Below are 14,241 nucleotides of genomic sequence, written 5' to 3'. Positions count from 1 at the left end.
ACAAAAAACCGCCCTGCTGAACGCTGGGCGGTTTTTTATGGCGTCATTTCCACTTCGCCGCCCGTCGGCGCGTTTTTGCTGGTCCACAGCGTTGGCCAGTCATCACTGCCGTGCCAGGCGTCGCAGGTGCTCTCTTCAGCATACTCGGCCAGCACAAACTCACGTCCGGTATATTGCCAGCGAGAAGCCACACCACAGTCGCCCAGACCACGACCTTTGCCGAATGTCATCAGCTCCCCCCGGCCAGAATCAAAGCGCGCATTGATCAGCTCAAGCTGTTTTTCAGTCTGACGCGGCGGGGTGAACGGCAGCGTCAACGTAATGCCTTTTGCGACATACGGCTGCGTACGCGTGACCTCGTAAGCAAGGGAGATCACGTTGTAGGCGCCCATTTCACAACTCACTAACAGCAGTGCTTTTTCATCCGTAAGCGGTGCCACGCTCACTTCTCTACGTTGTGGGTCCAGCGAGCACTCATCAGTATCAATGCGCCAGGTGCCGAAATCAATCAGCCCTGTGGTTTCGTCACGCGTCAGCGCCAACGGTGGACGGCGCGCAGGCATGACTTCGGGGGCGGCGGGTTCATCAGGGATCTGAAGCTCTGCGCCACGTTTTATCCAGGCGCTGGTGCTGTTCACTCTTCCCTGAACATCATCCATTAGTAATAATGCCGCCTTCAGCCCGCGCAGAGAAATAGTTGCGCCACGACGATAGAGCAGTTGGATAGTGCCCGCCTCCATTACCTGCTGGAAAAACTCATCAATAGAGATGGTATGTGAGGTGGCAAAGTGGTGCGGCTCAACCGTCCAGTGCTTCAGATCGAGACGCAGACGCTTGCCGTCGAGCAGAAGATTATCTTTTAATGGCCCGCCCGTTAGCTCGCCGGAATAGCGGTTGCCATAATCGATCCGCAGCAGCGGACGATCGTTTACTCCTGCATGACGGCTAACTGTCATCACCAGACCATTTTCACCGGGTAAGTTGCGCGTCTCGCAATAGTTGAGGTTATTGCAGGTTATCTGCCAGTCGAAAAACGTCTTTTGTAGAGGTTCAGCGTGTCCCGACGCAGAAAACAGCAGCATAAAAATAAAACTGACTTTTATCCGATAAGGCATTTATAACGGGTATCCCAGATGATACGGAGCAATGAGCTTCTTTTGATGGTCGCTCATAACCCCTTTTTTTTCAATCCAATCGGCAAAATAACGCCGTAACGATCGTGCGTAAATTATTATAAATAGACGTGATGCTTTAAAAACCATCCTCGCTTTTGAGGGGGGCAATCTCAATCAGATTAGTCGGACAAGATGCAGGTTTAAGGGCGCTATAAGCAAAAGAATTGCTGAAAAAACCTCTTCAAATTCTGGATATTGTGATTGATTTCACTTTTTTTACGAAATAAAAAGCCGGGTTATTAATTTTTTGCAGACTGCGTACAATCAGTCTTATTTGGGACTGATTAATTAATTAGTTCCGGAATGATTAAGAACGCTATCGTTTATTAAAAAGTCGGCATCTTAATTATTTACCGCGGCCGACTTTTTTATTTTTTGAGAATTTGGGTTACGCAAATTACGTTAAGGATGCAGCCAGCCTTCAATCAGCGCATGTTGCAGCAACATAACGGTTTTGGCATCCTTGATCTTACCCTGTTTGACCATCGCCCATGCCTGGGGAAAAGTCACTTCGATGACATCGATATCCTCATCCTCTACGCCGCCACCCGCGTTGGCGCGCAGCGCGTCGTGATATTCCGCAGCAAAAAAATGCAGCAGTTCAGTCACGCCGCCTGGCGACATATACATTTCAAATATTTTCTCCACCTCTCCAACCGCATAGCCGGTCTCTTCAACTGCCTCTTTACGGATGCAGTCTTCGGGCGAGTCGTTGTCCAGCAGGCCGGCGCAGGTTTCAATCAACAACCCGCTTTCATTACCGTTTACCCAGGTCGCAATGCGGAACTGGCGCGTGAGAATGACGCTGTTCTTTTCGCGATTGTAGAGCAGGATAGTGGCACCGTCGCCGCGATCGTACACTTCGCGCTTGTGGCGCAGCGTTGAGCCGTCGCTGGCGGTAAGATCGTACGTAAAATTGCGCAGGACGAACCAGTTTTCAGAAAGGATTTTATTTTTAACGACGTTAATTTTGTCCGACATACAGGCTCCAATGCATAATGACTGGCTTGCCATGATAAAAGCAGCCGGGCGAGAAAACTATCTGAATCTCAATGCTTTTTTGATGGCAAAAAAAAGCGGTTCATTGCTGAACCGCCTTCAAAACAACCTTCCACCTTATTCAGGTAATTCGCTTTTGACCTGCTGATGTTCTGTTTCCGCCACGGTGGCAACCCGCTTGCGGACGCCGAACCAACCAAGGATCAGCAAAAGACCAATAAGCGGCACGGCGGCAATGGTGTATGTTCCGTTTGGATAATCAAACGCCATCAGAACCAGTACGCTGGCCAGAAACAACAGCGTCAGCCAGGAGGTGAAAGGCGCGCCGGGCAGCTTAAAGCTGACGTCCTCCGCTTTACCTTCCTTGATCGCTTTACGCAAACGCATCTGGCAAACCACGATGAACGCCCACGAAGAGATGATGCCCAGCGAGGCAACATTCAACACGATCTCAAATACGCGTGACGGCACAATGTAGTTCAGATAAACGCCAATAATATAGACGCCAATGGTGACCAGAATGCCCATGTAAGGCACCTGCTGACCGCTCATTTTCGACATAAACTTCGGCGCAGATCCACCCATTGACATGGATCGCAGAATTCGGCCAGTCGAATAGAGCCCGGAGTTGAGGCTGGAGAGCGCCGCGCTCAGTACCACGATATTCATAATACTGCCCACATAAGGCACGCCCAGTTTGGAGAAGAACGTCACGAATGGACTCTGGCCCGCCTGATACGCGTTCCACGGCAGCAACAGCACCAGCAGCACTACCGATCCGACGTAGAACAATCCGATACGCCAGATAACGCTGTTAATGGCTTTTGGCAGCATGGTTTTGGGATCTTTACATTCCCCCGCTGCGGTGCCGACCAGCTCAATCGAGGCAAACGCAAATACCACACCCTGCACCAGAACCAGCGCGGGCAGCAGACCGTGCGGGAAAAAGCCGCCGTTATCGCTAATAAGATGGAAGCCGGTCGCGTTACCGTCCAGCGGCTTGCCGCTGCCAAGGAAAACCACGCCGACAACGAGGAAAATTGCGATAGCCAGCACTTTGACCAGTGCAAACCAGAACTCCATTTCGGCAAACCACTTTACGCCGATCATGTTCATGGTACCGACAATCGCCAGCGCGCCAAGGGCGAACACCCACTGCGGCACGTCACCAAACGCGCCCCAGTAATGCATATACAGCGCCACGGCGGTGATATCGACAATGCCGGTCATCGCCCAGTTAACAAAATACATCCAGCCCGCGACGTAAGATGCTTTCTCACCGAGAAACTCACGGGCGTAAGACACAAAGCTGCCGCTGGAAGGACGGTGAAGAACCAGCTCGCCCAGCGCACGCAGAATGAAGAAAGAGAAAATCCCGCATACCAGATAGACAATAGCCAACGCCGGGCCGGCTACCTGCAAGCGGGCGCCTGCCCCAAGAAACAAGCCCGTACCTATTGCGCCGCCGATAGCAATCATCTGAACGTGACGATTATCCATCGCTTTGTGATAGCCGGAGTCGTGAGAATTTAACCAGCGTCTTCTGGCGGCACGTTTCTCCGCCCCTGTCTTTTTGTCAGCCTTCATTATCTGTCCTGTTATCCTGTCCAAACTGATAGTCAGTGCAGCACGCCGCACTGACTAAACGATTGCGCAGAGTGTAGATGCCCCACGCAACGCCGCTGTTTCTCTATTTATTGTCTAACGCATCAGGAAAAATTGCGGCGATGAATCCTAACCGTTCTCTAAAGCCGACGCAAAAATTCTGTTGGGATAATCATAACGTTGGGATGCAGGCATAAAAAAACCGACCGCAAAAGGCGGTCGGTCCGGTAAAATTACACAAAACTACACAGGGATGGTAAGGGTAAACAAAGTATTAGCGGTAGATCTCCGCAGTTCCACTCCACAGGCTTGAATCGCCGGGGGTTTCAGCACGGATAACGCGATAGTGGCTTGCGCCCTTCTCTTCGGCCTTGGCTTTAAGCTGGCGGTTTGCATCGTCAAGCGAGCCGTTTACATTGCTGATAGTCACTGTTCCTGCCGCCTGAAGGTTTTGGCTTTGATCCTGATCGACCTGAGTGGCGGCCAGTGCGGAGAAAGAGGTTGCGGCCAGTACGGCAGCGACAAAAAGCGCAGGTAATTTCATATTCATAATCATTCCTCGTCGCAGATGATTCGTTACGGAATTGATTATGAGCGATGCAATGAAAATGAATGTCGACACAGCGTAAAGGCGTTAAGAGATTGTGAAAGAAGTGCAAGTCAGGAAAAAGAAGTGTCAATAATAGTTACATTTAGTTAACTATGTATCTGAATGTAAAGAAGAAAAAAGCACATTTTGTTAACGCAGCCACTATAACGAAACAAATGACTGAGAACAAGTGAGGCCGCGCACGTTTTATCGTATTGCGGAATCTGCCTTCCACTATTACGTCAGATCAGAAACTTAGCCTGCGTTTGGCGATATACTTGCTGCCATTATGCAAGGAGTATCATTATGCTAAAACGCTCTGTGACCGGCAGTCTGGCGCGCGCGCTTTTTTCGATTGCCCTGCTTTCCGTGCTCTCAACAGGGCTGGCGCTGCTCACGCTTTCCGCCAGCCTGCGCGACGCCGAGGCAGTAAACATTGCCGGCTCGCTGCGCATGCAGAGCTATCGGCTGGTATGGGACGCCACCCACGATCCCGCAGGCCTGAGCCGCGACATCAGTCATTATCAGCAATCACTGGACGCGCCAGCCCTGAGCAAGCTCGACCGTCGTTACGTTCCCGCCAGCGTCCGCGACCGCTATCATGAACTGCTTCAGTCATGGCAGCGGCTTCAGCCCGATCTCCTGGCGGGAAAAACGCAGCATTATCAGCAGCACGTTTCGCATTACGTCGCGCAGATCGACAGTTTTGTGCTTTCTCTGCAACGCTGGGCCGAACTGAAAATGAAGATGGTTGCCGTGAGCAGCCTGTTAGGTTTTATGGCCATTATTGCGCTGGTGATGTGGACGCTACGCTCGGTGCGCCGCCAGGTGGTCATGCCGCTCAATCAGCTGGTGACCGCCAGTCAACAGATTGAGCAGGCACAGTTTTCTCACTCGCCGCTGGATACGCAGCTGGAAAATGAACTGGGCGTGCTGGCGCGCGCTTTTACCAAAATGTCTCGGGAGCTTGAAAAACACTATCACTATCTGGAAGACGCGGTTAAAGAGAAAACGCGCGATCTGCGCCAGGCCAATCGTCGACTGACGCTGCTGTATCGCTGCTCAGAAACGCTGAGCAGCCATCTCAACAGCGCCACAGCGCTCTCTCAGGTGCTGGAATTGGTGCGCACGCGCGAGGGGCTGCGCTGCATTACCCTCGCCGCATCGCCTGAGCGAGAGCTTACCGCTGGCGTACCGAACGAAACGCTGTCGTGGCAAAGTATGCCGCTTGATGCCGCAGTGATTAAAGGAGGCGAGCTGCGCTGGCAGGCGCAGCACAGCGAATCGCAGCTGATGCAGGGGCTGGCCTCAATGCTTTCCCGCGCGTTGGAACTGGAGCAGGCGCAACGGCAGGTTCAGCATCTGTTGCTGATGGAAGAGCGCGCCACCATTGCTCGCGAACTGCATGATTCGCTGGCGCAGTCGTTGGCCTATTTACGCATCCAGCTTGCGCGCCTGAAGCGTGTAGTGGATGACAACGCCGAGCCGGCAAAGGCGATCGTCGGAGAGATCGATGAGGCGCTGAGTGAGGCGAACCGCCAGCTACGTGAACTGCTCACCACGTTTCGTCTCTCCATTGAACCCGCCGACCTCTTTACCGCGCTTCAGCAGGCGATTGCGCCGCTGCGTAACCAGACCCGCGCCGCCATCCTGCTCGAAGGGGAACCGGTTGATCCGCATCTGGCGTCGCAAAATCAGGTACACGTGCTGCACATCGCGCGTGAAGCGTTGCTGAACGCTATCCGCCACGCTGGCGCGTCGGAAATTCGCATCCGCTGTGAGCGTAACGGAGACAACAGTGCGACTATCGAAATCATTGATAACGGGCGCGGCATCACGCAGCTCGACAGCCCACCGGGCCATTATGGCTTAACTATTATGCGCGAGCGCGCAGCCAGCCTGAATGGTCATCTGACTATCCGCTCGGTGGATGGCGGGGGCACCTCAGTATTGCTTCACTATCCTCTCCGACGTCAATGAAGGCCCGTTGTTAACGGAAGCGGGAGCATGATATTTTACACATTCTCCTCAATTTCTTCACGATTCCCTGCTGGCTGACGCGTAAAGTTGAGGCGAGATCAAAAACGTGCCGATGGTGATTATTCACGCCGAAGATCGGATGGAATGCGGCCGACGCAGAAACCCTGAAAACAAACCTGGAGTTTACGTTCAATGGCGAATTTTTTTATCGATCGCCCGATTTTTGCGTGGGTCATCGCCATCCTGCTTTGCCTGACCGGCACGTTGGCTATTTTTTCCCTTCCCGTTGAGCAATATCCCAGCCTTGCGCCACCTAACGTACGCATCACCGCCAATTATCCGGGCGCCTCGGCCAAAACGCTGGAAAATACCGTCACCCAGGTGATTGAACAGAATATGACCGGGATCGACAACATGATGTACATGTCTTCCCAAAGCAGCAACACCGGGCAGGCCACGATCACGCTGACTTTTCTGGCCGGCACCGATCCCAACGAAGCCAGACAGCAGGTACAAAATCAGCTTCAGACCGCGCTGCGAAAACTCCCCCAGGCCGTGCAGTCGCAGGGTGTGACGGTCACCAAAACCGGCGACACAAATATTTTGATGGTGGCATTCGTTTCCACCGATGGCAGCATGAATAAACAGGATATCGCTGACTATGTCGCCAGTAACGTGCAGGACCCGCTCAGCCGAATCGAAGGCGTCGGCCAGGTCGATGCTTACGGTTCACAGTACGCCATGCGTATCTGGCTCGATCCGAACAAAATGATTAATTATGCGCTGACCACTTCGGACGTGGTCAGCGCGATTGAGTCGCAAAACAGCCAGGTGGCAGTCGGACAGCTTGGCGGCCTGCCCTCCGTTGATACGCAGGCGCTGAATGCCACTATCAATTCTCAGTCGCTGCTGACGACGCCAGAGCAGTTTAAAAATATCACGCTGCGCGTTAACAAAGACGGCTCAGAGGTCAAACTGGGCGACGTCGCTGACGTGGCGCTGGGCGCGGAGAAGTACGATTTTCTCAGCCAGTATAACGGCCAGGCCGCCTCAGGGCTGGGCATTAAACTGGCATCCGGCGCCAACGAACTCGATACCGATAAGCTGGTGCGTGCTCGCATCGACGAGCTTTCCCACTACTTCCCACAGGGGCTGAAGGCGGAAATCGCCTTTGAAACCACCCCGTTCGTCACGGCGTCCATTGAGGACGTGGTGAAAACGCTGGTGGAAGCGGTGATCCTGGTTTTCGTGGTGATGTACCTGTTTCTGCAAAATTTCCGCGCAACGCTTATTCCAACTATTGCCGTACCGGTGGTACTGCTCGGCACCTTCACCATTCTCTCCGCCTGCGGTTTTAGCATTAACACGCTGACGATGTTCGCCATGGTGCTGGCCATCGGTTTGCTGGTGGATGATGCCATCGTTGTTGTTGAGAACGTGGAGCGCATCATGAGCGAAGAGGGGCTGTCGCCTAAAGACGCCACGCGTAAATCGATGGGGCAGATTCAGGGCGCGCTGGTCGGTATTGCGCTGGTGTTGTCAGCGGTGTTCGTGCCGATGGCATTTTTTGGCGGTACCACCGGCGCAATCTATCGCCAGTTCTCTATTACTATCGTATCGGCGATGGTGCTGTCAGTGCTGGTGGCGATGATCCTGACCCCTGCCCTCTGCGCCACGCTGCTGAAACCAACGGGCCAGCACCATGAACGCCGCGGCTTCTTCGGCTGGTTTAACCGCACCTTCAATAAGAACGCGGCGCGCTATGAGCGCGGCGTAGGAAAAATACTCGCCAAAGCGGGCCGCTGGCTGGTGCTTTACGTAGCGCTTATTGCGGGGATGGCCCTTCTTTTTATCCATCTGCCCACGTCGTTTTTACCGCTGGAAGATCGCGGCGTATTTATGACGCAGGTACAACTGCCGCCTGGCTCCACGCTTCAGCAAACCAATCGCGTGGTGAACAAGGTGGAGCAGTATTATCTGACGAAAGAAAAAGAGAACGTGCTGTCGGTGTTTTCAACCATCGGTTCCGGGCCGGGCGGCAACGGTCAGAACGTGGCACGCATGTTTATCCGTTTGAAAGACTGGCAGTCGCGCGACAGCGCAGAACGTAGCTCATTTGCCATTATCGAACGCGCCACGAAAGCGTTCCGCCAGATCAGGGAGGCGCGTGTGATCGCCAGCAGTCCGCCCGCCATTACCGGCATGGGCAACTCGGCGGGTTTTGATATGTACTTACAGGATCATGCCGGCGCAGGCCATGACGCGCTGATGGCGGCGAGGGACAAGCTGCTGACGGCGGCGGAAGGCGATGCGACGCTGGCGCGCGTTCGTCACAACGGTCTGGACGACACGCCACAGTTACGTATCAATATCGATCAGCGTAAAGCCCAGGCGCTGGGCGTGTCCATCGATGATATTAACAGCACGCTTCAGACCGGCTGGGGATCAACCTATGTGAACGATTTCCTCGATCGCGGCCGCGTGAAAAAAGTTTACGTTCAGGCGGCCGCGCCGTTCCGCATGCTGCCGGACGACATTAATAAGTGGTACGTGCGCAACAGCAGCGGCGGCATGGTGCCGTTCACCGCCTTTGCCACTTCGTCATGGGAAACAGGCTCGCCGCGCCTTGAACGCTATAATGGCTATTCATCGGTGGAGATCGTCGGCGAAGCCGCAACCGGTATCAGCACCGGCACCGCCATGACGGAAATGGAAAAACTGGTCGGTCAGCTGCCCGGCAGCTTCGGGATTGAGTGGACGGGCGCGTCCTGGCAGGAGCGGCTAACCGGTTCGCAGGCACCCGCGCTTTATGCGCTGTCGCTGCTGGTGGTGTTTCTCTGTCTGGCCGCGCTTTACGAGAGCTGGTCGGTGCCCTTCTCGGTGATGCTGGTGGTGCCGCTCGGCGTGGTGGGTGCGCTGGTGGCGACCTGGCTGCGCGGACTGGAAAACGATGTTTACTTTCAGGTGGGGCTACTGACCGTGATCGGACTGTCGGCCAAAAACGCAATTTTGATCGTTGAGTTCGCCAACGAAATGAACGGCAAAGGCCGCGATCTGATCGAAGCCACGCTGGAAGCCTCACGCCAGCGGCTCAGGCCGATCCTGATGACCTCGCTGGCGTTTATATTTGGCGTGCTGCCGATGGTAATCAGCAACGGTGCAGGTTCTGGCAGCCAGCACGCGGTGGGCACGGGCGTGATGGGCGGAATGATCTCCGCCACGCTGCTGGCGATCTTCTTTGTACCGCTGTTCTTTGTGCTGGTACGGCAGCGATTTCCGCTCAAAACATCCGAATAACTGACTAAATTAAAGCTACCGCAACAAAGCATATCTTTTAATCGCCTGCGGTAGCACATCGGATCATATATGTGATCCCGCGGGCAGAACGGTTGGCAAAGATCCCTTTTAATGTGCCAGACGCGTTTACCAATGGTAACAGCGCAGGGATTCAGGACTTTTTTTAGCAATGATGCTAACAGGGAAGAAGTATGACACAGGACAGTTTTATCAAACTAAATGGAATTCATGGCAACTCTCAGGACGAAAGACATAAAGGCGCGATTGACATGCTCTGGTGGCGCTGGGGAGTACACAATTCTTCAAAAAATGGCCATTGCGGAAGATTCACCGTTAACGACCTGGTCTTTGACCACTACACCGACACTGCCAGCCCTGCCCTCCTTCGATACTGCGCATCAGGTAAACATCTGTCTGAGGCGGTAATAACTTTACGGAAACCTGGCAATCCACCGCTGGAATATATTCGCATTGTGCTTCAGGATATTATTATTACCCGCGTTCACACTGTCTGTTATAACACCATGCGCGCTCCGCGAGAAAAAGTCGGCTTATCCTTTTCACAATTCAGACTGGATTACAGGCTGCATAATTCGGCGGACCTGGCAGCGGGCACCGCCTCCATGGGATATGACATTAAAACTCGTCAAATGGTTTAAGCACACCAGACATAAAAAGGGAATGTTATGTTATACATTGATGAAAAGGGCCACGTTGATGCTGCGCGCATTATCGTTAAAATATTTAAAACCATAGAGCGAGGAAAGCTGGATAAGGTAAATGGTATCGTGGTGCATCAAACGGACAGCCCAACCGCCCGCAGTACCTTTAACAGTTATCAAAATGCAGGCGCCAACGGCGCGCATTTTCTTATCGATAAGGACGGCACGATTTATCAGACGGCGTCCCTGTTCCGGATTACCTGGCATGTGGGAAGGAGTCGATCCCGGTGTTTTTTGACAAAAAAATGTACGCCAGCTGAATTCAAAAAAGTAGCAGACCTTGAGAAAAGAGGAGGGAACAATGGCGTAATTTCGAAAATGGAAAAAATTAAAAAATTCCCTCACCGTTTCCCAATTAACAGTGACAGCATTGGGATTGAGATCGTCGGGCAATCCAGGAAAATCCAAAATAAAAAGGAAACAGTTTATGAACCAGTTAACAGTCAACAAAATGACTCATTAAAATGGTTAATTAGCGAACTGACAGTTACATTGAAAGTTCCAATGGATGAAATATATCGCCACCCAGAAATTGCCAGAAAAAATGAAACGGAGGCTGGAACAGCATTATGGTAAAACTATCTTTCTTTCTCACATTCTACTTAATCACCTTTTCGACTGAAGCTCAATCAAGAATGGTGAGCCATATGGAGATTGATAATATCGGACAATATTTTGAAAGTCAAAATGACTTAAATGAAAAAAGAGCATGTGAAGAATTTCAACCAACTGAGAAACAACTAATACAATTTTTTAACAGCGCTAAAGAATCAGAAGAAAGCAATGGACTTCTTCACGACTATTACTCCCCTTGTTATTCGGAAGGAAAAATTAAGTTCAGCGATGGCTCCACAGGACAATGGATCTTACAATCAAGTGGACTTGCGTATGTTACCTTCAGTGACAACAATACCACGTATTTCTTTTATAAAGACAATAATTGGTATGACCCTTTTGAGTGTAGCTATGGATCAGACGATGAAGCCGAATGTTAATCCTCCCCGGCTTATGGCTCTGCATTTTATCAGACCAGGAAGTTTATACTTACCTGGAAAAAATAATACTAAGTCATTAAAAATGATGTAGAACCCATTACTATAAAAAAGGAAAATCATGTTACATGTTGATAAAAATAGTCATGTTGATGCTGGATATTGCATTGTCAAAATATTTAAAAAAATAAAACAAGGAATATTGCGAAAAAAAATTCAACGTAAAGCTTGTTTTGAACACATGAATACTCAACAAGTTAAAAATTTGTAAATGTAAATTAATGAACCAGCTGCACCTTACAAGTGCCTTTAAAAGAAATCTACCGACACCCTGAAATAGCCAGAAAAAATATCACAGAGGCGAGCACAGCAAAATGGTAAAATTAAAAAAATCGCCGCCTACTTTTTTTCTTTTTTTATGTTTAATGTCAGGATTTATACATGCAAAAAATGTAAGACACATTGATATAGCGCAGGACGAAATACATAATAAAGGACGAGATTATGATAATGAGGAAATAATTTGCAAATTGTTCAAACCAAATATAGAACAAATATCACGTTTTTTCAGACTGGCAAAACAATCACAAGACTTTGGCCCACTTGAAGTTAAGTACTCCTCACCTTGCATAGCAACAGGTGCTGTTGTTTTTCAGGATGGATCAGCGGGGGAGTGGATGATATATTCCAGCGGCTTAGGATATGTTTTTTTCAAAAGTAAAGAATTAACCGTTTTTTTCCACAAACATAACCCCTGGATCGATCCTTTTGCCTGCACGTACGGATTAGGCGATGAACCTGAATGCTAAAAGATAATTCATAAGTCAACGCGTTGATGCTGCCGCCTCAGGCGTAAACGTAACCGAAACGTGCAGACGCAATTAAAAAGGGCCGCAACGTTGTTCGCTGCGGCCCTCTTAAAAACGTTATCCGGTTTTGCGAACCGGACGCGTTGTCTGTTCTGCGTTGGAAAGGTCGGTCGGTGGGTTCTCCGCCATTTTCCTTTATGAGGATGTTACTTACGAGTCAACATCGCTTCGATAAAGTCTTTCCAGTTCCCCAGTTCTAAGTCGATCATAGGCACCTCTCTGTTATAGTGGGTTCATTATAAGATTATTCTTAATGCATGAAAAGCGATCTTACCCATCTATACTATCGGCAAAGCCTCTTAAAACTGTAATTTGTGGTAAATCTCACAGTTCTTGCGTGATGATTTCTAAGGAAATTAGTAGCGGGATCAGGGTGAGGAAACAATGAAATGATGAAGTTTTTCGTGGTACTGCCAGCGGCTGTCTCTGAACCCGTTCATTTAGCAGGGATTTTATCAGGACGTACTGCCGGGGGCAGGAAGCGCCCCCGTACAGACGTTATTTAAGCACGATGACTTTATCGTAACCGCCGCTTTCGCTGTCAATGTGCGTTACGGCTTCCGGGTGATCGGCCAGAACCGCCTCAACAACCTGTTTAAAGTCTTCACAGCGGCTTTTTTTCTTCCGCATGATAATTACCATCGACTGAGTTTCCTCGACCGTGTGTGCGGAAGACGCTTTCATATAATTCATGCTCTGCCTCCTGACCCTCAGTGAATGCCATTACTCCCTGCTACCCCTCAGGCGCCTCCTCCAATGTCTGTTCGCCTGAACAGTATCGAATATAGCTGAAACCCATAAAAAATGAAGGGGGAACAGTTAACGCTACTTTCTGCCCACGGGTTTGAGCGTCCGGTAGAGACCCTGAACGCGTTTCAGTGACTTAACCGTGCGCGCTGAGGTGGCCGATGCGACCGAAAGAATAAGCATCTCGAGGCAGACCAGAACCGTACCGTGTAATGGCATACGGCCATTCTCTTCCCCGCGCGGCACATTAATGACCACGTCTGCCTCACGAGCGAAAAAAGAGTCGGTCGCATTAGTCAGCAGGACCACCGGCATACCCAGTCGCTTTGCCTCTCGCAGCGTAGCGGTGCCCTCGCGATGCGCTGACTTTTGCGCCATCATGATCAGCACGTCTCCGCGTTGAAGAGCGAGCAGCTGTTCTGCCAGAGACGCACCGGTTCGGTTAAGCGCCACGGCAGGCAATCCGATGCGGTTAAACAATCGCGCGCTGTACTGCGCTAACACACCGGAGGCGTTGATGCCAAACAGCGCCACCTGGCGCGCCTCAAGCAGCAGGGTGACCGCAGTGGTAATAGCGGCGCGATTGGCCGGCGCGGAGAGCGCATCGCAGGCGCGTCGGTGCCCCTGCAAAACAAAATCGATGCCCAGGTTAGTATCGCTGGTCAACTCTTTCACCGTTGTGGTCATCTTGTCTTCGGAGGTCAACACCAGCCCAAACCAGGCATCAAGCGTTTTTTTTAAATCACGCAGTCCGGCGAATCCCAATGCCTGCACGGCGCGAATCACGGTGGCGTCAGATGTCTGCGTCGCGGCGGCGATTTCCATTGCGGTGCTCTCTATGACCAGCCGGCGATTTTCATGGATATAGCGCACAACTGACTGTAAACGCGGTGAAAGTGACGATGCGCGAACGCGATAACGCTCGCCTAAGATATCCACACGATTTTTGCTTTTACTGTCTGTCACGACGTTAACATCTCCTCTGGCTTACCACTTTCACGATGCAGGCTTGTAGCGTTTCGGCCAGCCTGACGTTGCTACCCATGAACGATACGGTGAAGTAAAAATCAGCAAACCTCCTCTTTCCCTTTGATTTATAACTTAAAATCTTGCAATAAAATCTCATATGATTTTTTTATCGTGAACCAAATTCTGTAGTGTAAGCATCATCTTTCATGTTTACTACTACATTCTGACATGTTTGAATGATTCTCAATTCCATCTGCTGCAACGTATCTTGCCGCCGCTGTGATGCGACGACACGGC

General features: G+C 51.1%; 14 protein-coding genes. 7 read left to right on the top strand and 7 right to left on the bottom strand.

Annotated elements, in window-relative coordinates:
* Positions 1–35 precede the first annotated feature (35 nt).
* From GS12_RS03435 to GS12_RS03420, 4 genes are all read right to left on the bottom strand, one after another.
* Positions 36–1,115: a DUF1176 domain-containing protein gene (locus tag GS12_RS03435; protein ID WP_034943908.1), complete on the bottom strand. Its 1,080-nt coding sequence runs from the start codon at positions 1,113–1,115 to the stop codon at positions 36–38.
* A 462-nt stretch (positions 1,116–1,577) separates the two neighbouring features.
* Positions 1,578–2,156, bottom strand: coding sequence for a GDP-mannose pyrophosphatase NudK (nudK, locus tag GS12_RS03430; RefSeq protein WP_034943905.1), 579 nt, complete (start codon positions 2,154–2,156; stop codon positions 1,578–1,580).
* 135 nt (positions 2,157–2,291) lie between these two features.
* Positions 2,292–3,761: an L-asparagine permease gene (ansP, locus tag GS12_RS03425; protein WP_034943903.1), complete on the bottom strand. Its 1,470-nt coding sequence runs from the start codon at positions 3,759–3,761 to the stop codon at positions 2,292–2,294.
* Positions 3,762–4,053: 292 nt separating this feature from the next.
* A complete protein-coding gene (locus GS12_RS03420; protein WP_034943900.1) occupies positions 4,054–4,329 on the bottom strand; it encodes a YdgH/BhsA/McbA-like domain containing protein in 276 nt (91 codons plus the stop codon).
* Between the two features lie 342 nt (positions 4,330–4,671).
* On the opposite strand from GS12_RS03420, the gene narQ reads away from it, so the two are divergent.
* From narQ to GS12_RS24220, 7 genes are all read left to right on the top strand, one after another.
* Positions 4,672–6,348 (top strand): nitrate/nitrite two-component system sensor histidine kinase NarQ, encoded by a 1,677-nt coding sequence (gene narQ / locus GS12_RS03415; RefSeq protein ID WP_034943897.1) that lies wholly within the window; start codon positions 4,672–4,674, stop codon positions 6,346–6,348.
* A 192-nt stretch (positions 6,349–6,540) separates the two neighbouring features.
* The gene (gene acrD / locus GS12_RS03410; RefSeq protein ID WP_034943894.1) at positions 6,541–9,645 is read left to right on the top strand and encodes a multidrug efflux RND transporter permease AcrD; all 3,105 of its coding nucleotides are present in this window, start codon (positions 6,541–6,543) and stop codon (positions 9,643–9,645) included.
* Positions 9,646–9,836: 191 nt separating this feature from the next.
* Positions 9,837–10,304, top strand: coding sequence for an Hcp family type VI secretion system effector (locus GS12_RS03405; protein ID WP_034943891.1), 468 nt, complete (start codon positions 9,837–9,839; stop codon positions 10,302–10,304).
* Between the two features lie 27 nt (positions 10,305–10,331).
* Positions 10,332–10,943, top strand: coding sequence for a peptidoglycan recognition protein family protein (locus tag GS12_RS03400; RefSeq protein WP_034943888.1), 612 nt, complete (start codon positions 10,332–10,334; stop codon positions 10,941–10,943).
* A complete protein-coding gene (locus GS12_RS03395; RefSeq protein ID WP_034943885.1) occupies positions 10,937–11,362 on the top strand; it encodes a hypothetical protein in 426 nt (141 codons plus the stop codon). Before GS12_RS03400 ends, GS12_RS03395 begins: the two co-directional genes overlap by 7 nt.
* A gap of 118 nt (positions 11,363–11,480) precedes the next feature.
* On the top strand, positions 11,481–11,630 hold the full coding sequence (locus tag GS12_RS24575) for a hypothetical protein (RefSeq protein WP_160279902.1): 150 nt from the start codon (positions 11,481–11,483) through the stop codon (positions 11,628–11,630).
* A gap of 103 nt (positions 11,631–11,733) precedes the next feature.
* Complete coding sequence (locus tag GS12_RS24220; RefSeq protein WP_152601342.1) at positions 11,734–12,168, top strand: hypothetical protein; 435 nt, start codon at positions 11,734–11,736, stop codon at positions 12,166–12,168.
* A 206-nt stretch (positions 12,169–12,374) separates the two neighbouring features.
* Here GS12_RS24220 and ypfM read toward each other — a convergent pair whose 3' ends face one another.
* The 3 genes from ypfM to GS12_RS03385 form a co-directional block, all read right to left on the bottom strand.
* Complete coding sequence (gene ypfM, locus GS12_RS24215) at positions 12,375–12,437, bottom strand: protein YpfM (protein WP_152601344.1); 63 nt, start codon at positions 12,435–12,437, stop codon at positions 12,375–12,377.
* A 289-nt stretch (positions 12,438–12,726) separates the two neighbouring features.
* Positions 12,727–12,921, bottom strand: coding sequence for a hypothetical protein (locus GS12_RS03390; RefSeq protein ID WP_034916306.1), 195 nt, complete (start codon positions 12,919–12,921; stop codon positions 12,727–12,729).
* Positions 12,922–13,053: 132 nt separating this feature from the next.
* Complete coding sequence (locus GS12_RS03385; RefSeq protein WP_034943882.1) at positions 13,054–13,941, bottom strand: MurR/RpiR family transcriptional regulator; 888 nt, start codon at positions 13,939–13,941, stop codon at positions 13,054–13,056.
* Positions 13,942–14,241 lie beyond the last annotated feature (300 nt).

The organism is Erwinia oleae (assembly GCF_000770305.1).
Taxonomy (GTDB): domain Bacteria; phylum Pseudomonadota; class Gammaproteobacteria; order Enterobacterales; family Enterobacteriaceae; genus Erwinia; species Erwinia oleae.
This window is presented reverse-complemented; position numbering and strand designations above follow the sequence as displayed.